This window comes from Methylobacterium aerolatum (genome assembly GCF_022179085.1).
GTDB classification, from domain to species: domain Bacteria; phylum Pseudomonadota; class Alphaproteobacteria; order Rhizobiales; family Beijerinckiaceae; genus Methylobacterium; species Methylobacterium aerolatum.
In genome coordinates, this window is sequence record NZ_BPQE01000004.1 from 82,111 (window position 1) to 101,361 (window position 19,251).

Sequence of the window (19,251 nt, forward strand, 5' to 3'; positions counted from 1 at the left end):
GTGCAGCCTCAGTTGTCGAGGAAGCTCCTGAGCTTCCGGCTGCGGCTCGGATGCTTGAGCTTCCGCAGCGCCTTCGCCTCGATCTGGCGGATGCGCTCGCGGGTCACGGAGAATTGCTGTCCGACCTCTTCGAGGGTGTGGTCGGTGTTCATGCCGATGCCGAAGCGCATGCGCAGCACGCGCTCCTCGCGGGGCGTGAGCGAGGCCAGCACCCGCGTCGTGGTCTCGCGGAGGTTCGACTGGATCGCCGCGTCGATCGGCAGGACGACGTTCTTGTCCTCGATGAAGTCGCCGAGGTGGCTGTCCTCCTCGTCGCCGATGGGCGTTTCGAGGGAGATCGGCTCCTTGGCGATCTTCAGGACCTTCCGGACCTTCTCCAGCGGCATGGCCAATTTCTCGGCCAACTCTTCGGGTGTCGGCTCACGCCCGATCTCATGGAGCATCTGGCGGGACGTGCGGACGATCTTGTTGATCGTCTCGATCATGTGGACCGGGATGCGGATGGTCCGCGCCTGGTCGGCGATCGAGCGGGTGATCGCCTGCCGGATCCACCACGTGGCATAGGTCGAGAACTTGTAGCCCCGGCGGTACTCGAACTTGTCCACCGCCTTCATCAGGCCGATGTTGCCCTCCTGGATCAGGTCCAGGAACTGCAGGCCGCGGTTCGTGTACTTCTTGGCGATGGAGATCACGAGGCGCAGGTTCGCCTCGATCATCTCCTTCTTCGCCTGCCGGGCCTCGCGCTCGCCCTTCTGCACCATGTTCACGATGCGGCGGAACTCGCCGATCTCGAGGCCGGTCTCGGAGGCGAGGTCGAGGATCTGCGCGCGCAGCTCCGTGACCTGCTTCGAGCCCTTCTCGACGAGGTTCTTCCAGCCCTTGCCGCCCAGCGTGCCGACGCGCTCCATCCAGGCCGGATCGAGCTCGTAGCCCTGGTAGTGGCGCAGGAACTCGTCGCGGGCGACGCCGTGGCTCTCCGCGTAGCGCATCAACCGGCCCTCGTGGCCGATGAGCTGCTTGTTGATCGCGTAGAGCTGGCCGACCAGCGCTTCGATGCGGTTGTTGTTGAGCGACAGGGACTTCACGTCGGTGACGACGATGTCCTTCAGGTCGCCCTGCTTCTTGGTTTGCGCCGAGGACTTGTCGGCGGCGTTGTCCGTCTGGGCCTTGCGCAGCTTGTGGTAGTTGGCGGCGATCGAGTCGAAGGTCTCCAGGACCCGCGGCTTGATCTCGGCCTCCATCGCGGCGAGCGAGACGTTGTTCTCGAGATCGTCCTCCTCGTCGCCGCCCTCGGGCGCGGCCGGCTCGGAATCCTCGTCGCCGTCACCCTCGCCCTCGGCCAGCTGCGGCGCGTTGCGCCCGTCGGGCCCGGCATAGGTCGCCTCGAGGTCGATGATGTCCCGCAGGAGGACCTTGCCCTCCACGAGTTCGTCGCGCCAGATGATGATGGCCTGGAAGGTGAGCGGGCTCTCGCAGAGCCCTGCGATCATCGCCTCGCGGCCCGCCTCGATCCGCTTGGCGATGGCGATCTCGCCCTCGCGGGAGAGCAGCTCCACCGAGCCCATCTCGCGCAGGTACATCCGCACCGGATCGTCGGTCCGGTCGGTCGGTTCCTTGGCGGTGGTCGTGACGGCGACTGCGCGGGTGGACGTCACCTCCGCGACCTCGCCGCCCTCGGCCTCCTCCTCCTCGCCCTCGGCGCCCGCCGCCTTCTCGCCGGCCGCGGCCTCCTCGGTCTCCTCGGCCTCGACGACGTTGATGCCCATCTCGGACAGCTGCGACAGCACATCCTCGAGCTGGTCGGGGTCGGATTGCCCCTCGGGCAGGACCTCGTTGACCTCCTCGTAGGTCACGTAGCCGCGCTTCTTCGCGAGCTTGATCATCCGCTTGACCGCGGCATCGGACAGGTCGAGGAGCGGCCCGTCGGTCGGCTGCTCGGGTGCAGCGTCCGCCTCGTCCCGTTCCGTTGCCTTCGTCGCCATGATGAGCCTATTGTTGTCCCGTTGCGGCGGAGTGCGGAGGCCCGCGCAGGCCGGTCCGCGCCGTCGACGCCGCGATGCAAAAGATGTCACCGGATCGCGACGGCAAGCCGCCCGACACCGCCTCCGTATGCAAGCCTTAGGCTTGACCGATTGTTAACCAAGGCCACGATTGCCGGATGGCAGCGGCCGAGGGGAGCCTATAGCGCCGCGCCCCACCCGGAGTCACGGTGCTCATGCATCGCCCGTCGCCGGTTGGTCGGCTTCGGTCTCCGCCGAGAGTACGGTCGCCAGCCTTTCCTTCACGTCGCATACCCAAGCCCAGCCCGCGTCGGTCGGATCAGCCTCAAACGCCTGCCGTGCTTCGTGAAGTTCGCTATGTAGCGCTCCCGCCTGCCGGTGCAAGATCATGGCTTGGCGGAGCGCGTCCGCGCGCTGCGCAGGATCGGCCTGCGTGCCGAGCATCGCCCGCTCCCGTGAGCGCGCCCGGTCGAGCACCCGCTGCGCCGCCTCGACGAGACCGCTCCGGGTGAGGCGTTCCTGCAACAGGTTCGCATCGGGAACGGAGGTCTCCGCCGCACAGGCGAGGAGGATCGCCGTCACGGCGCGGCAATCCGAATCAGCGAAGTCGAGTTCGGCGATGTCCTCCGCGGTGGTGGCGGCCATCTCGGGGTTCACGAGCAGGGTCGCCACGATCATCGCCTCCCGCACGGGTGAGGCGTCGCTGAAGCCCGCCGAGGCGGTGACGGAGGCGCTGGGCTGCGCCTTGAGGCGGGGCGAGACGGGCTCGTTGAAGCGCCGGGCGCCGTCGCGGCGGAAGCCGCCGGCCGCACCGCCGGACCCGCGCTGGGGCTGGGGCGAGAGGCCGCGCAGCCGCTCCTCGACGTCGTCCCGGTAGTAGCGCCGCACCGTCTCGTCGCGGATGGCCTGGACCGTCGTCCGCAGGGTCCGCGCGAGGCCTGCGCGGCGCTCCGGCGTGTCGATCGGACCGGAATCCAGGGCGCGCCGCCACAGGAGTTCGGAGAGGGGGATCGCCGCCTCCAGCACACGGTCGATGGCGGCGGGGCCGCCGGAGCGCAGCAGGTCGTCCGGGTCCTGGCCGGCGGGCAGCAGGGCGACCCGCAGGGAGCGGCCGGGTTCCAGCAGAGGTAGGGCGAGGTCGAGGGCGCGGTGGGCGGCGCGAACCCCGGCTCCGTCGCCGTCGAAGCACAGGATCGGCTCGTCGCCGTGGCGCCACAGGAGGGCGAGCTGGTCCTCGGTGAGGGCCGTGCCCAGCGGCGCCACCGTCTCGGCATGGCCCGCCAGCGTCATGGCGATGACGTCGACATAGCCCTCCACCGCGATGATCGTGCCGCGATCATGGGCGGCCTTCCGCGCACCCGCGAGGTTGTAGAGCATCCGGCCCTTGGAGAAGAGCGGCGTCTCCGGCGAGTTCAAGTACTTCGCGCGCACCTCTTTCGCCAGCGCGCGGCCGCCGAAGGCGACCACCTTGCCGCGCAGGTCGGTGATCGGAAACATCACCCGGTCGCGGAAATAGTCGTAGGGCACGGCGACGTCCTCGCCCGCCGCGAGCAGGCCGAGTTCCACCATCGTGGCCCGGTCGATCCCCTTGCCCGCGAGATGATCGCGCAGGGCGTAGCGATCGTTCGGCGCGTAGCCCAGGCGGAAGCGGGTCCGCACCTCGGGGCCGAGGCCTCGCCGGTCCAGGTAGGCCCGCGCCTCCGCGCCCGGCGCGGCGCGCAGCCGCTCCTCGAACCATGCGGCTGCCATCTCCATCACGTCGAGGGCGGTGGCGCGCCTCTTCTCGCTCTCCCGCGTCTCCGCCGTCGGCGCGGGCAGGCTCACCCCCGCCTCTCCGGCCAGACGCTCGACGGCCTCGGGAAAGCTCAGCCCCTCGGTCTCCATGAGGAAGGTGAACACGTCCCCGTGCTTGCCGGAGGAGAAGCAGTGATAGAACTGCTTCTGGTCGTTCACGTAGAAGGACGGCGTCTTCTCGGCGTTGAAGGGCGACAGGCCGCGCCACTCCCGCCCCGCCTTCTTGAGCTGCACCCGGCGGCCGACCACGGCCGAGGCCGGGAGCCTGGCGCGGATCTCTTCCAGGATGTGAGGCGGATAGCGCACGGGCTTCGCGGGATGAGACGGGGACCGGCGAGTATAGCGCGCCGGAGCCCGGAGAGTCCCACGCCGGGGTCGCAGGGGGGCGGGGGATTGCGGGCAGAACCCCAAGGTGACGCAGGGGTTCTGCGGGTAGCGTCGTTGCGAGCGGCAGCGAAGCAATCCAGGGATGCGGGACGCCTCCGCAGCTGGGCGCCAAGACTGGTTTGATTCGCTGCGCTCGCAAAGGCGGCTTTGTCGAAGGTTATCCCTTCGCCGCGAGGGCCGCCTTCACCAAGCCGCTCGCCTTCCCGAAATCCATACGCCCGGCGAAGGTGCCCTTCAGGGCGCCGATCACCCGGCCCATGTCCTTCGGACCGGCGGCGCCGGTCTCGAGGATCGCCGCCTCGACGGCGGCCTTCATCTCGGTCTCGTCCATCTGCTTGGGCAGGAAGGACTCGATGATGCCGATCTCGGCGCGTTCGTTCTGGGCGAGTTCCGGGCGACCGCCCTGCTCGTAGACGGCAGCCGATTCGTTGCGCTGCTTGATCATCTTCTGGAGCAGCGACAGGATCTCCTCGTCGGAGGCCGGGTCCTTGCCGAGGCCGCGGGCCTCGATGTCCTTGTCCTTGAGGGCCGCCTGGATCATCCGGACGGTGGCGAGGCGTGCCTTGTCGCCGGCCTTCATGGCCTCCTTCATCTCGGCGGTGAATCGCTCGCGCAGCTGCATCGTGAAGTCCCTGTGGGTGTGTGAAGACCGGGCGGCAGCCCTGCGACGGGGATCGTTGATCGGCGGCCGCGATGCAGCCACATTGACCGTACCGCACCACACTGTCTTTAAGACGCGCCGGAGGGCTCCGCGCGCGCCGCAAGGCGCCGGATGCCGACGGAATAAGCGAGAAGGTCCCGATGCTGCAAGACGACGGCGCCCCCGCGCAACCCCTGCCCGAACCCGCCGCGACCCCGGCCCCCTGGGCCGAGCCCGTCGTCACCGCCCTGCTGGTGCTGGCGGACGGGACGATCCTCGAAGGGTTCGGCATCGGCCAGACCGGCGTGGCCGACGGCGAGGTCTGCTTCAACACCGCCATGACCGGCTACCAGGAGATCCTGACCGACCCGTCCTATGCCGGGCAGATCGTCACCTTCACCTTCCCGCATATCGGCAACGTCGGCACCAACGACGAGGATCTGGAGAGCCTCGACGCGGCCCCGGCCTCGGGCGTGCGCGGCACGGTCATCGCCTCGGCGGTGACCAATCCGTCGAACTGGCGCTCCTCCTCCCATCTCGACGGCTGGCTGAAGGCGCGGGGCATCGTCGGCATCACCGGCGTCGACACCCGGGCGCTCACCGCCCGCATCCGTGACCGGGGGATGCCGAACGCCGTCATCGCCAACGATCCGCAAGGCCGCTTCGACCGGGAGGCGCTGAAGGCGCGGGCCGCCGCGCTGGCCCCGATGGAGGGGCTCGACCTCGTGCCGCCGGTCACCAGCCGCGAGCGCTCGGAATGGGGCGAGACCGTCTGGGCGCTGGGCGACGGCTACGGCCGCCGGGCACAGGGCGAGGGACTGAAGGTGGTGGCCATCGATTACGGCGTGAAGCGCAACATCCTGCGCCTGCTGGCGCAGGCCGGCTGCGACGTCACCGTGGTCCCCGCCACCACCAGCGCCGACGACATCCTCGCCATGAAGCCGGACGGCGTGTTCCTGTCGAACGGCCCCGGCGACCCGGCGGCGACGGGCGAGTACGCCGTGCCGGTGATCCGCCGCCTGCTGGAGGCGAAGGTCCCGACCTTCGGCATCTGCCTCGGCCATCAGCTCATGGGTCTCGCGCTGGGCGGCCGCACCGTGAAGATGGGCCAGGGCCACCACGGCGCGAACCACCCGGTGAAGGACAAGACCACCGGCAAGGTCGAGATCGTCTCGATGAACCACGGCTTCGCGGTGGACCCGGCGAGCCTGCCGGACACGGCGGTGGAGACCCACGTCTCCCTGTTCGACGGCTCGAATTGCGGCCTGTCCCTCACCGACCGTCCGGCCTTCTCGGTGCAGCACCACCCCGAGGCGTCGCCGGGTCCCCGGGACAGCCACTACCTGTTCGAGCGGTTCGTGACGCTGATGCGCTCCGGGCAGCCGGACGCGCGGTAGGGCGTAGCGCGTTCCCCTCCCCCTTGTGGGGAGGGGCTAGGGGTGGGGGTGGTGCAGGAGGCACCCCTGCGCTCGATCCGGAACCGCCCCACCCGTGCCCTTCCCACAGGGGGGAGGGAGTTATCCGGACGCCTCGCGCGAAGCCGCCTCGATCCCATCCCCGCCCCATCCGGGTCACAAAATCCGCGAATTCCTCCGGCTTATCCCCAGCCAACGGAAGGAGAGGGCGGCGCCGTGGCGCGCGCCCCGCCACGATGGGGACCCCCGGATGATCGCCAACCAGGCCCGCGACGATTTCTCCCGTCTGCACAAGGCGTTCGCGTTCCACCTGGGGATGGCGACGGCCCTGTCCTGGCTGACGGCCCTCTATGTCGCCGCCTCGACGCCGTGGGTGCGCAACGTCCGCGCGCTGATCGACCCCGTCGGGGGGCTCGACCGGGTGGAGAGCACTGTCTCCTACCTCTTCGCCATGCCGGCGGTGCTGGCGCTCGCCTGGATTTCCATCGTGCTCGGCCGCGAGAGCCTGCGCCGGGCGCAGACGCTCTCGAACGTCGCCGTGGAGTTCGCCGCCGCCGCCGTGGTGGCCTTCGGCGTGTTCTACCTGTCGATCGACCGGGCGGTGACGCTCCTGTCGGCGGCGTCCTGAGCCCTCGACTCGGCATTGTCCTTGCCTTGAACGGCGAGGCACCCTTGTCTCGGGTGCGAGGCCGCGTGTAAACGCAGGTTTCAACGACAATCCCGCCGCGCGTCCGGTCGTGGGGCCAAGCCCGACGACGGGGCGCGTGTGCCTGTACCAAGGCGTCCGATGCCCAAACGCACCGATATCTCCTCGATCCTGATCGTCGGGGCGGGGCCGATCATCATCGGACAGGCGTGCGAGTTCGATTACTCCGGGACCCAGGCCTGCAAGGCGCTGCGCGAGGAGGGCTACCGGATCGTCCTCGTGAACTCGAACCCCGCGACGATCATGACCGATCCGGACATGGCCGACGCGACCTACGTCGAGCCCATCACCCCGGAGATCGTCGCCAAGATCATCGAGAAGGAGCGCCCCGACGCGATCCTGCCGACCATGGGCGGCCAGACGGCACTGAACTGCGCCTTGTCGCTGCAGAAGATGGGCGTGCTCGCCAAGTACGGCGTGCAGATGATCGGCGCCACGGCGGAGGCCATCGACAAGGCCGAGGACCGCTCGCTCTTCAAGGACGCGATGACCAAGATCGGCCTCGACACGCCGAAATCCGCGCTGGCCAACGCCTCCGCCGCCAAGAAGGCCGACCGGGAGAAGTACCTCGCGGAGGTCGCCCGGATCGAGGAGTCGAACACCGATCCGCAGGCGCGCGCTGCCGCGCTCGGTGCCTTCGAGGCGAAGTGGCAGGCGGGCGAGACCGACCGGCGCAAGCGCTACGGCGAGCACGCCCTCGGGCAGGCGCTGATCGCGCTCGCCGAAGTGGGCCTCCCGGCCATCATCCGCCCGTCCTTCACCATGGGCGGTACGGGCGGTGGCATCGCCTACAACCGCGAGGAGTTCCTCGACATCGTGGAGCGGGGCATCGACGCGTCGCCGACGAACGAGGTGCTGATCGAGGAGAGCGTGCTCGGCTGGAAAGAGTACGAGATGGAGGTCGTCCGCGACCGGAACGACAACTGCATCATCGTCTGCTCCATCGAGAACATCGACCCGATGGGTGTCCATACGGGCGATTCGATCACCGTCGCCCCCGCCCTGACGCTCACCGACAAGGAATACCAGGTGATGCGGGACGCATCGCTGGCGGTGCTCCGCGAGATCGGCGTCGAGACCGGCGGCTCGAACGTGCAGTTCGCGATCAACCCCGAGAACGGGCGGATGATCGTCATCGAGATGAACCCCCGCGTCTCGCGCTCCTCGGCGCTCGCCTCCAAGGCCACGGGCTTCCCCATCGCCAAGGTCGCGGCCAAGCTCGCGGTCGGCTACACCCTCGACGAGATCGCCAACGACATCACCGGCGGCGCGACCCCGGCCTCCTTCGAGCCGACGATCGACTACGTCGTCACCAAGATCCCGCGCTTCGCCTTCGAGAAGTTCCCCGGCGCCGAGCCGACGCTCACCACCGCCATGAAGTCGGTGGGCGAGGCCATGGCCATCGGCCGGTGCTTCGCCGAATCGCTGCAGAAGGCGCTCCGCTCCCTGGAGACCGGGCTCACCGGCCTCGACGAGATCGAGATCGAGGGGCTGGGCAAGGGCGACGACCGCAACGCCATCAAGGCGGCGCTCGGCACCCCCACCCCCGCCCGCCTGCTGCAGGTCGCCCAGGCGATGCGGCTGGGCGTGAGCCACGAGGAGATCCACGCCTCCTGCAAGATCGATCCGTGGTTCCTGGAGCAGATCCAGGCCATCGTGGACCTGGAACTGCGGGTGAAGGCCCACGGCCTGCCGACCACGGCGGGCGCCTTCCGCCAGCTCAAGGCGGCGGGCTTCTCCGACGCGCGCCTCGCGGTGCTGGCCAACCTCGAGGAGGGCGAGGTGCGCGAGAAGCGCCGGGCACTGGCCGTCCGGCCGGTCTTCAAGCGCATCGACACCTGCGCCGCCGAGTTCAAGTCGCCCACCGCCTACATGTACTCGACCTACGTGGCGCCCTTCGCGGGCACGGTGGTGGACGAGGCCGAGCCCTCTGACCGGAAGAAGGTCGTCATCCTCGGCGGTGGCCCGAACCGGATCGGCCAGGGCATCGAGTTCGATTACTGCTGCTGCCACGCCTGCTACGCGCTCGGCGATGCCGGGTACGAGACCATCATGGTCAACTGCAACCCGGAGACGGTCTCCACCGACTACGATACCTCGGACCGGCTCTACTTCGAGCCGCTCACCGCCGAGGACGTGCTGGAGATCCTCGAGACCGAGAAGCAGAAGGGCACGCTCCACGGCGTCATCGTGCAGTTCGGCGGGCAGACGCCCCTCAAGCTCGCCCGCGCGCTGGAGGCCGCCGGCATCCCGATCCTCGGCACCTCGCCGGACGCGATCGACCTCGCCGAGGACCGCGACCAGTTCAAGCGGCTCCTCGACAAGCTCGGAATGAAGCAGCCGAAGAACGGCATCGCCTATTCCGTCGAGCAGAGCCGCCTGGTGGCCGCCGAACTCGGCCTGCCCTTCGTGGTGCGCCCGAGCTACGTGCTCGGCGGCCGGGCCATGGCGATCATCCGAGACGAGACCCAGTTCGCCGACTACCTCCTCGGCACCCTGCCGAGCCTGATCCCCTCCGACGTCGTCGCCCGCTACCCGAACGACAAGACCGGTCAGATCAACACGGTGCTGGGCAAGAACCCGCTGCTATTCGACCGCTACCTGTCGGACGCGGTCGAGGTCGATGTCGATGCGGTCTGCGACGGCGAGGCGGTGTTCATCGCCGGCATCATGGAGCACATCGAGGAGGCGGGCATCCACTCCGGCGACTCGGCCTGCTCGCTCCCGCCGCGCTCGCTCTCGCCCGAGATCATTGCGGAACTGGAGCGGCAGACCACCGCCATGGCCCTCGCCCTCAAGGTCGGCGGCCTGATGAACGTGCAGTACGCCATCAAGGACGGCGTGATCTACGTGCTGGAGGTGAACCCCCGCGCCTCGCGGACGGTGCCCTTCGTCGCCAAGGTGATCGGCGAGCCCATCGCCAAGATCGCCGCGCGGATCATGGCCGGCGAGAAGCTCGGCAGCTTCGGCCTCGTGAAGAAGACCTTGCAGCACATCGCGGTGAAAGAGGCGGTGTTCCCCTTCGCGCGGTTCCCCGGCGTCGACGTGCTGCTCGGGCCGGAGATGCGCTCCACCGGCGAGGTGATCGGCCTGGATGCGGGCTTCGGCGTGGCCTTCGCCAAGAGCCAGCTCGGCGCGGGCAACCAAGTGCCCCGCTCCGGCGCGGTGTTCGTCTCGGTGCGGGACGCCGACAAGGCGCGCATCCTGCCGGCGATCAAGCTGCTCACCGACCTCGGCTTCACCGTGACGGCGACGGGCGGGACCCAGCGCTTCCTCGTGGAGAACGGCATCCGCTCCGAGCGCATCAACAAGGTGCTCGAAGGGCGGCCGCACGTGGTCGATGCCATCAAGAACGGCGGCATCCAGCTCGTGTTCAACACCACCGAGGGGGCCGGCGCCCTGTCCGACTCGCGCTCGCTCCGCCGGGCGGCCCTCTTGCATAAGGTGCCGTACTACACCACTCTAGCCGGCGCGATGGCGGCCGCCGAAGGGATCAAGGCCTATCTCGAAGGCGATCTCACGGTGCGCGCATTGCAGGAATATTTTGCGGCTTGAAGTTGCGGGCCGTCCAACAACTATCCGGGCCCGGAGGGAGCGTCCTGCTCCCCACCGGGCTTCTTCATTACGGCGTGAGACGATGAGCATCGATAAGGTTCCGATCACGACCCACGGCTATGCGGCGCTCGAAGAAGAGCTGAAGCATCGCCAGCAGGTCGAGCGGCAGCGGATCATCCAGGCCATCGCCGAGGCCCGCGCCCTCGGCGACCTGTCGGAGAACGCCGAGTATCACGCCGCCAAGGAAGCGCAGTCCCACAACGAGGGACGGGTGCTCGAACTCGAGAGCATGATCGCCCGCGCCGAGATCATCGACGTGACGAAGCTCTCCGGCGACAAGATCAAGTTCGGCGCCACCGTGAAGCTCGTGGACGAGGACACGGAGGAGGAGAAGACCTACCAGATCGTCGGGGAGCCCGAGGCCGACGTGCGCTCGGGCCGCGTCTCGATCGGGTCTCCCATCGCCCGCGCGCTGATCGGCAAGGCCGTCGGCGACACCGTCGAGGTGACGACGCCGGGCGGCGGCAAGTCCTACGAAGTCGTCGACATCCGGTTCGGCGCCTGAGCCGATGCGGCGGATCACGGGTTTCCTCGCCTCCCTCGCCCTGCTGAGCGGGGCTTCCGGGGCGGCGGGGGCGCAGGACTTCCCCCCGACGCCGGTCTTCTCCGACGTGCGCGTGGATGTGCGCCCCCTGATGGCGGGAGCCGGCGGCCCCCAGGCCCAGTCCCTCGCGGCCGATCTCACGGAGGCGTTGCGCAGGAACTTCGCCGGGCGGATCGGCGGCGGCGGCCCGCGGCTCGTCGTGGTCCTCACCGGGCTGTCGTTGCGGGATTACGTCGCCAACGGCAGCCGGGCCGCCCTGGGCGGGACGCAGAGCGACTACCTGGAGGGCGACGCCCTTCTCGTCGGACGCCGGGGCGAGATCATCGGCCGCCACCACCAGTTGACCGCCACCCCATCGAGCTACGGCGGGGCTTGGTACGATCCGGCGAGCGAGCGCCGCCGTCTCGCGGTCGTCGCGGACATCTACGCCCAGTGGCTCGCCCGCGATCTGCCGCGGGACTGACGGGTCTTTCGGTGGCCTCCGTCCGCGCGCGCTCACTCATCGTCTTGGCGAGCGCGGCGAGGCAATCCAGGGCGGCGGGGCGTCCCCGTATCCGGCCGAGAAGCCGGATTTCCCAGACTCGGCCTCATCCTGAGGTGCCCGGCGTGCCGGGCCTCGAAGGAGGGCTCCAGGGATCGCAGCGTCCCCTGGGGGCCTCCTTCGAGGCGCCTGTCGCCGCACCTCAAGATGAGGGGGCGGATTGGAACGAGGGGCCTTTCGGTCAGGCTCTCAGGATGGGGGCGAGTGAGGGGATCGGCGGAAGCGATCCGGCTCCTCGATGCAAGCCATGAGGCCGCTCGCCGGTCTGCCGGCCTGGATCATCACCGACGGCAAGGCCGGCGACGAGAATCAGTGCCTGGGCCTCGCGGAGGCGCTAGGCGTGGCGGCCGAGTTGCGCCGCATTCCCAAGGCGGGCCTGTTCGCAACGCTGGCGCCCTGGGGCCCCGCCGATCCGCGCCTGCGGTGGACGGGGGGCGCCCTGCACGGCCCCCTGCCCGCCCTCGCCATCGCCTCGGGGCGACGGGCCGTGCCCGCCCTGCGGGCCTGCCGGCGGCTCGGCGTGCCCTTCACCGCCTACCTGAAGGATCCCCGGACGGGGGCGGGCACGGCCGACTTCATCTGGGTGCCGGACACCGACCGGCTGCGCGGCCCGACCGTCGTCACCACCCTCACCTCCCCCCATCGCGTCTCGGCCGAACGCCTCGCCGCCGCCCGCGCGGCCCCCGATCCGCGCCTCGCCGGCCTCGGCTCGCCCCGCGTGGCGGTGCTGCTCGGCGGCGACAGCCGGCACCTGCGCTTCACGGAGGCCGAGGCCGCAAGGCTGATCGCCGCGCTGCGCCGCCTCGCGGCGGCGGGGGGAAGGCTGATGATCACGGCCTCCCGCCGGACGCCGGAGGGGCTACGCGACGCGGCCCGGGCGCTCGTGGCGGAGACGGAAGGCTTCTTCTGGGACGGCACCGGCGAGAATCCCTATCTCGCCCTGCTGGCGCTGGCCGATTCCGTGGTCGTGACCTCCGATTCGGTCAATATGGTGAGCGAGGCGGTGGCGACCGGGGCGCCGGTCCTTCTGTTCGACGTGCCGGGCACGCCGCCACGCCACGCCCGGTTCTATGCCGCCCTCGCGCAGGCGGGCGCGCTGGCCGCCTTCGACGGTTGCTTCATCGATCTGCGCTATCCCCCCCTGGATGCGACGCCGGTCATCGCGCGCGCCCTCGAGGACGCCTATATGATGCGGTATCCGGCGGCGGCGTGATGCCTCGCGCGTCCCGCCGCCCGACGACGAAGAGTTCGAGACCGATGGCCCACACACACTCCAAGCTGATCATCGTCGGCTCCGGCCCGGCCGGCTACACCGCCGCGATCTACGCCGCCCGCGCCATGGTCCAGCCCCTGCTGATCTCCGGCTTCCAGCCCGGCGGCCAGCTCATGATCACCACGGACGTGGAGAATTATCCGGGCTTCGCGGAGGCTATCCAGGGGCCGTGGCTGATGGAGCAGATGCGCGCCCAGGCGGAGCATGTGGGCACCACGATCCTCTCCGAGTACATCACCAAGGTCGACCTGAAGACCCGGCCCTTCCGCCTGGAGGCCGATTCGGGCGAGACCTATTCCTGCGATGCGCTCATCATCGCGACCGGCGCCCAGGCCAAGTGGCTGGGCCTGCCCTCCGAGGCCAAGTTCCAGGCCGGCGGCGTCTCGGCCTGCGCGACCTGCGACGGGTTCTTCTACCGGGGGCGGGAGGTCGTCGTGGTCGGCGGCGGCAACACCGCCGTGGAGGAGGCGCTCTACCTCGCCAACATCGCCAAGAAGGTGACGGTGGTCCACCGCCGCGACCAGTTCCGCGCGGAGCGGATCCTGCAGGAGCGGCTGTTCAAGCACCCCAACGTCGAGGTGCTGTGGCACAAGGAGATCGACGAGATCTGCGGCGTCGAGAAGCCCGCTCCCTCGGTGACCCATGTGCGCCTGAAGGACACCCGCACGGGCGAGACCTCCGAGGTGAGGACCGACGGCGTGTTCGTCGCCATCGGCCACCAGCCGGCCACGGCGATCTTCGAGGGCCAACTGCCGATGCGGCAGGGCGGCTATCTCACCGTGCGGCCGGGCACGACCGAGACCGAGATCCCCGGCGTCTACGCGGCGGGCGACGTCACCGACGACGTGTACCGCCAAGCGATCACCGCCGCCGGCATGGGCTGCATGGCCGCGCTCGAGGCGGAGAAGTTCCTCGCCAACCTGGAGATCGGCGAGAGCCCGGTGCGCGCGGCGGCGGAGTGAGACGGCGCCGGGACACGGCGTTTCCGAAGGCTTTCGTCCCGGCGTCCCACGCGTTGTCCCGCCCTCGGGCACGGCGTCCCACGCATAGGTCTATTCTCCGCGCAGGTTTGCGTATATCGCATGGCACCGTGGCGTGCATGTCGGCCCTGCGGAGAGGATGGCGGGGCGCCGGGTGATCGCGCCCCCTCCGCAGGATCGGGCCGCAGGGCCCGGCGGGGCGGCACCGCTGGGAGTTCTCGCGTTGGACTGGGATAAGATCCGGATCTTCCTCAACGTCGCCGAGGCGGGCAGCTTCACCAAGGCGGGCGACGACATCGGGCTCAGCCAATCGGCCGTGAGCCGCCAGATCAGCGCCCTCGAACGGGAGCTGAAGGCGCCCCTGTTCCACCGGCACGCCCGCGGGCTGATCCTGACCGAGCAGGGGGACCTGCTGTTCCGCGCCGCCAAGGACATGAAGCTGCGCCTGGAAAACACCCGGATGCGCCTCGTGGAGACGGCCGAGCGCCCCACGGGCGACCTCAAGGTCACCACGACGGTGGGTCTGGGCGTGTCCTGGCTGGCCCAGCGGGTTGGTGAATTCCTCGATCTCTATCCCGACGTGCGGATCGAGATGATCCTCACCAACGAGGAACTCGACCTCGCCATGCGCGAGGCGGACGTGGCGATCCGGATGCGGCGCCCGGCCCAGCCGGACCTGATCCAGCGCCGCCTGTTCACGGTGCACTACCACGCCTTCGCCAGCCAGGATTACGTGAAGCGATTCGGCGAGCCCAAGACCGTCGAGGATCTGGACGAGCACCGTATCGTCTCCTTCGGCGGCAACGAGCCCTCCTACCTGCTGGCCGCGCACTGGCTCGCGGATGCGGGCCGGGACGGGCGCGAGCGGCGGCAGGTGCACCTCACCGTCAACAACATCGGCGCCCTCCAGCGCGCGATGGAGGCCGGGGCCGGCATCGGCATCCTGCCCGACTACGCCGTGGACGGCGACGACACCCTCGTCCAGGTCCTGCGCGAGACCGACATGCCGACGCTGGAGAGCTACCTCGTCTATGCCGAGGAGATGCGCTCCGTCGCCCGCGTTCAGGCGTTCCGCGACTTCCTCGTGCAGAAGGCCCAGCGCTGGACGTACTGACCCGCCGGACAAGTCTCCGCCCCGCTCGCGGGTTTCCGCCGTCATTGCCTCGCGTGGCTCGCGATGACGGCTGAGCCTCGGGGCGAGGCATCCCCGCCCCTTGATACGCGACGCCCCGGCCTACATCGCCCCTCGACGGGACATCGGAGGCGGGGCATGGGCACGATGGCGAAGGCCATGGTCGTCGGGGCGGGCGGCGGGTTCGCGGCGGTCTCGGCGCAGGAGCGGCCGGTGCCGGAGCCTGGCCCCGGCGAAATCACGGTGCGGCTGCGGGCGAGCTCCCTCAACTATCACGACTACGCCGTGGTCAGCGGCATGTGGGGGCCGCCCGAGCCGCGTATCCCCATGTCCGACGGGGCGGGCGAGGTCACGGCCGTGGGGCCCGGCGTCACCGAGTTCGCCGTCGGCGACGCGGTGGTGAGCACCTTCTTCCCGACCTGGCTCGACGGGCGGGCCGAGGTGGTGGGCTTCGCCACCGTGCCGGGCGACGGCATCGACGGCTATGCGCGGGAGGCCGTCACCGCCCCCGCGACCTCCTTCACCCGCGCCCCCGCCGGCTGGGACCACGCCGAGGCGGCGACGCTGACCACCGCCGGGCTGACCGCGTGGCGGGCGCTCCACGAGGACGGAAAGGTGAAGGCCGGCGAGACGGTGCTGGTCCAGGGCTCCGGCGGAGTCTCGGTCTTCGCCCTGCAATTCGCCAAGATGGCCGGGGCGAGGGTGATCGCCACCTCGTCCTCGCAGGCGAAGCTCGCTCGGCTCCAAGCCCTCGGGGCCGACCATCTCATCGACTACACGCAGGACCCCGCCTGGGGCGAGACAGCCCGCAGGCTCACCGGGGGACGCGGCGTCGATCACGTGATCGAGGTCGGCGGCCCCGGCACCCTGGAGCAATCCATGGAGGCCGCCCGCGTCGGCGGGCACATCTCGGTGATCGGCATCCTCACCGGCGTCGCCGGGCCGCTTCAGGTCGTGCCGGCTCTCGTCAAGCAGTTGCGGCTGCAGGGCGTCCTCGTCGGCAACCGCCGCCAGCAGATGGACATGATCCGCGCCATCGACGCCACCGGTATGAAGCCGGTGATCGACAGCCGCTATCCCCTCGACGCCCTGGTGGACGCCTTCCGGCATCAGGAGAGCAACCGCCACTTCGGAAAGATCTGCCTGGAGATGTGAAACGGCCCCATCCCCGCGCGCGACGCGATTCGGGCAGCCGCCACGGTCCGGGGGCCGACCGGGAAGGTCGAGCGGATTCAGGTCCGCTCCGCGTCCTTGCGAGCGCAGCGACGCAACCCAGAGCAACGGGCCGGCTCCGGCCGTGGCGCGCATCCCTGGATCGATTCGCTCGCCGAGACGAAGGAGGCCCGTGACCGCCCTGGGGCGGCCGGGCCTCACACGAACAGCCGCTCGCCCTCCAGCCCCTTGTAGAGCCCCGCGACCTGCTCGCCGTAGCCGTTGTAGATCAGCGTGGGCACACGCTGGTCGGTGCCGAGCACGCGTTCCGTCGCTTGGCTCCAGCGGGGATGCGGGACGGCCGGGTTCACGTTGGCCCAGAAGCCGTATTCCGAGGCTTGCAGCCCCTCCCAGAAGGTCTTCGGCCGGTCGGCGGTGAAGGAGACCTTCACGATCGACTTGGCCGACTTGAACCCATACTTCCACGGCACGGCGATGCGGATCGGCGCGCCGAACTGGTTGGGAAGCGGCTTTCCGTAGATCCCCGTGACCACGAAGGGCAGGTCGTTGCCCGCCTCGGCCATGGTCAGCCCTTCGACGTAGGGCCACGGGTAGTAGAAGACCTTCTGGCCCGGCGCCATGGCCTTGTCCATGAAGGTCTCGAAGCGGACGTATTTCGCCCCCGAGGTTGGCTTGGCCAGCGCCACCAGCTTCGAGAGGGGGAAGCCCGTCCACGGCACCGCCATCGACCACGCCTCGACGCAGCGGTGCCGGTAGAGCCGCTCCTCCAGGCCGGCCTTCCGCACGAGGTCGTCGACGCCGATCTCGAAGGGCTTCTCCACGAGGCCGTCGATCTTGAGCGTCCAGGGCGAGGTCTTCAGGGCGTTCGCCGCCGGGAGGACCGTCTTGGACATGCCGAATTCGTAGAAGTTGTTGTAGTCGCCGCTGAACCGCTCGGGCGTCACGGCCCTATCGAGGGCGTAGCCGTCGTTGCGGGGCGCCGGGTAGAGGGAGGCCGTGTCGGTGGCCGCCAGGACCCTGCCGCCGCCGAGGAGCGAGCCCGCCGCGAGCCCGGCCGCGCCGCCGATGAGGGCGCGCCGGTCGAGGAACACGGATTCGGGCGTCGCCAGATGCTCCGGGATCTCCCATCCGCGTCTGCGCCTGATCCACATGGTCGCCTCCCTGCCCTGTCTGCGGTGCTGCGCCGAACATCGGGTCGCGGCGGGGGCCGGGCAAGCCGGTCCCGCTCACCATTCGGCGAGACGCGCTGCGAGGTTACGTCGCGCGGCCGTTCTTCCTCACGGCGTCCCCTCCTCCCGCAGCACCCGGCGCAGGACCTTGCCGACGTTCGTCTTCGGCAGGGCGTCGTGGAGCACCACCGTGCGTGGCACCTTGTAGGCGGTGAGCTGGGTCCGGGCATGGGCGCGCAGGGCATCCGGCGTGATGCTCGGGTCCTTCAGGACCACGTGGGCGACGACCATCTCTCCTGTCTCGACGCTCGGGTTGCCCACCACGGCGCATTCGAGCACGCCCGGATGGGTGGCCAGCACCTCCTCGACCTCGTTCGGATAGACGTTGAAGCCCGAGACCAGGATCATGTCCTTCAGGCGGTCCACGATCCGCACCTCGCCGCCCGCGCTCATCACCGCGACGTCGCCGGTGCGGAAGAAGCCGTCCTCCGTCATGACCTTGGCGGTCTCGTCCGGCCGGTTCCAGTAGCCGCGCATCACCTGCGGACCCCGGATGCAGAGTTCGCCCCGCTCCCCCGGCGGCACCGCCCGGCCCTCCTCGTCCCGCACCGAGGCGGCGGTGGAGGGGATCGGGTAGCCGATCGTGCCGGTGAAGTCGGGGATCGTGTGTGAGTTGGCGCAGGCCACCGGCGAGGTCTCGGACAGGCCGTAGCCCTCCACGATCGGGCGGCCCGTCAGGGCCTTCCAGCGATCCGCCACGGCCCGCTGCACCGCGGTGCCGCCGCCGATGACGAAATCGAGCGCCGAGAAATCCACGGTGCCGATCTTCGGATGATTCACCAGCATGTTGAACAGGGTGTTGACCCCGGCCATGCTGGTGAAGCGATAGCGGGAGAGGGTCTTCACGAACCCGTCGCAGTCGCGGGGATTCGGGATCAGCAGGCAGCTTCCCCCCGTCCGCACCGAGAACAGGAAGCAGGCCGTCAGCGCGAAGATGTGGTAGAGCGGCAGGGCGGTGACGGCGATGCGCCGGAGGCTCGTGTCGGTGGCTCCGAACCACGTCACGCATTGCTCGACATTGGCCGAGACGTTGCGGTGGGTGAGCATCGCGCCCTTGGCGACGCCCGTGGTGCCCCCGGTGTACTGCAGGAAGGCGAGGTCGTCCGGCGTCACGGAGACGGGGCGCGGCGCGTCCTTGGTCTTGAGCGCCGCCTCGAAGCGCACGGCGAGGCCCGGCGCCAGGCGATAGGGCGGCACCGCCTTGCGGATGTGGCGGCTCGCCAGGGTGATGGCGCGCCCCTTCACGCCGAGGCCGTCGCCCGGCCCCACGAGGATCACCCGGCGGAGGTCGAGGCCGTCGGCCGCCGCCGCCACGGTGTGGGCGAAGTTCTCCAGCACGATCAGCACCCGTGCCCCGGCATCCGCGAGTTGAGCCGCCACCTCGCGGGCGGTGTAGAGCGGGTTCACGTTGACCACGACGCCGCCGGCCCAGTGGATCGCGACGATGGCCGTGGCGTAGGCCGGGACGTTCGGCAGCATGATCGCGACCCGGTCGCCCTTGGCGACGCCCTGGCCCTGGAGGTAGGCCGCCAGCGCCCGGGCCTGCCGCCCGAGTTCGGCATAGGTCAGGTCCGAACCGAAGCAGGTCATCGCCGGCCGGTCGCCGAAAGCCTTGACGCTCGCGGTGAACAGGTCGCTCAGGGTGGGCAGTCCTGCGACGTCGATCTCGCCCGGGATGCCGGGCGGATAGGCGCCGAGCCAGGGGGCGGAAGGGGCCTCGCCCGGCGCCCCGGCCGCCGCGGCGCGGCTGTCCATCACGCTGGTTTGCATCGCGTTTTCTCCCACGGGCGTCGCTCTCGGGGGCGACGTCCCGCTCTCCACC

14 protein-coding genes are annotated in these 19,251 nt (G+C 69.9%); 9 read left to right on the forward strand and 5 right to left on the reverse strand.

Going from position 1 to position 19,251, the window contains the following annotated elements; translation table 11 throughout:
* Positions 1 to 8: 8 nt before the first annotated feature.
* From rpoD to MFF06_RS02880, 3 genes are all read right to left on the reverse strand, one after another.
* A complete protein-coding gene (rpoD, locus tag MFF06_RS02870; protein WP_238201501.1) occupies positions 9 to 1,982 on the reverse strand; it encodes an RNA polymerase sigma factor RpoD in 1,974 nt (657 codons plus the stop codon).
* 231 nt (positions 1,983 to 2,213) lie between these two features.
* Positions 2,214 to 4,100, reverse strand: coding sequence for a DNA primase (gene dnaG / locus MFF06_RS02875; protein ID WP_238201502.1), 1,887 nt, complete (start codon positions 4,098 to 4,100; stop codon positions 2,214 to 2,216).
* 238 nt (positions 4,101 to 4,338) lie between these two features.
* On the reverse strand, positions 4,339 to 4,803 hold the full coding sequence (locus tag MFF06_RS02880; protein ID WP_238201503.1) for a GatB/YqeY domain-containing protein: 465 nt from the start codon (positions 4,801 to 4,803) through the stop codon (positions 4,339 to 4,341).
* 179 nt (positions 4,804 to 4,982) lie between these two features.
* Here MFF06_RS02880 and carA point away from each other — a divergent pair, with 179 nt between their 5' ends.
* From carA to MFF06_RS02925, 9 genes are all read left to right on the forward strand, one after another.
* Positions 4,983 to 6,218: a glutamine-hydrolyzing carbamoyl-phosphate synthase small subunit gene (gene carA, locus MFF06_RS02885; protein ID WP_238201504.1), complete on the forward strand. Its 1,236-nt coding sequence runs from the start codon at positions 4,983 to 4,985 to the stop codon at positions 6,216 to 6,218.
* Positions 6,219 to 6,486: 268 nt separating this feature from the next.
* Positions 6,487 to 6,864 carry a hypothetical protein gene (locus MFF06_RS02890; protein WP_238201505.1) on the forward strand — a complete coding sequence of 126 codons (378 nt, stop codon included), beginning with the start codon at positions 6,487 to 6,489 and terminating at the stop codon, positions 6,862 to 6,864.
* A gap of 159 nt (positions 6,865 to 7,023) precedes the next feature.
* Positions 7,024 to 10,497 (forward strand): carbamoyl-phosphate synthase large subunit, encoded by a 3,474-nt coding sequence (carB, locus tag MFF06_RS02895; protein ID WP_238201506.1) that lies wholly within the window; start codon positions 7,024 to 7,026, stop codon positions 10,495 to 10,497.
* Between the two features lie 88 nt (positions 10,498 to 10,585).
* Positions 10,586 to 11,062, forward strand: a complete 477-nt coding sequence (gene greA, locus MFF06_RS02900; RefSeq protein ID WP_238201691.1) for a transcription elongation factor GreA — start codon at positions 10,586 to 10,588, stop codon at positions 11,060 to 11,062.
* Positions 11,063 to 11,066: 4 nt separating this feature from the next.
* A complete protein-coding gene (locus tag MFF06_RS02905; RefSeq protein WP_238201507.1) occupies positions 11,067 to 11,564 on the forward strand; it encodes a hypothetical protein in 498 nt (165 codons plus the stop codon).
* A gap of 325 nt (positions 11,565 to 11,889) precedes the next feature.
* Positions 11,890 to 12,855 (forward strand): mitochondrial fission ELM1 family protein, encoded by a 966-nt coding sequence (locus MFF06_RS02910; RefSeq protein ID WP_238201508.1) that lies wholly within the window; start codon positions 11,890 to 11,892, stop codon positions 12,853 to 12,855.
* 44 nt (positions 12,856 to 12,899) lie between these two features.
* Positions 12,900 to 13,877: a thioredoxin-disulfide reductase gene (trxB, locus tag MFF06_RS02915; protein WP_238201509.1), complete on the forward strand. Its 978-nt coding sequence runs from the start codon at positions 12,900 to 12,902 to the stop codon at positions 13,875 to 13,877.
* Positions 13,878 to 14,118: 241 nt separating this feature from the next.
* Positions 14,119 to 15,009 carry a LysR family transcriptional regulator gene (locus MFF06_RS02920; protein WP_238201510.1) on the forward strand — a complete coding sequence of 297 codons (891 nt, stop codon included), beginning with the start codon at positions 14,119 to 14,121 and terminating at the stop codon, positions 15,007 to 15,009.
* 165 nt (positions 15,010 to 15,174) lie between these two features.
* Positions 15,175 to 16,182 carry a zinc-dependent alcohol dehydrogenase family protein gene (locus MFF06_RS02925; RefSeq protein WP_370876582.1) on the forward strand — a complete coding sequence of 336 codons (1,008 nt, stop codon included), beginning with the start codon at positions 15,175 to 15,177 and terminating at the stop codon, positions 16,180 to 16,182.
* 215 nt (positions 16,183 to 16,397) lie between these two features.
* Here the strand turns inward: MFF06_RS02925 and msrP are convergent, their stop codons facing one another.
* Both msrP and MFF06_RS02935 read right to left on the reverse strand, forming a co-directional pair.
* Complete coding sequence (gene msrP, locus MFF06_RS02930; RefSeq protein WP_238201512.1) at positions 16,398 to 17,351, reverse strand: protein-methionine-sulfoxide reductase catalytic subunit MsrP; 954 nt, start codon at positions 17,349 to 17,351, stop codon at positions 16,398 to 16,400.
* 126 nt (positions 17,352 to 17,477) lie between these two features.
* On the reverse strand, positions 17,478 to 19,199 hold the full coding sequence (locus tag MFF06_RS02935; protein WP_370876560.1) for an AMP-binding protein: 1,722 nt from the start codon (positions 19,197 to 19,199) through the stop codon (positions 17,478 to 17,480).
* Positions 19,200 to 19,251: the final 52 nt, after the last annotated feature.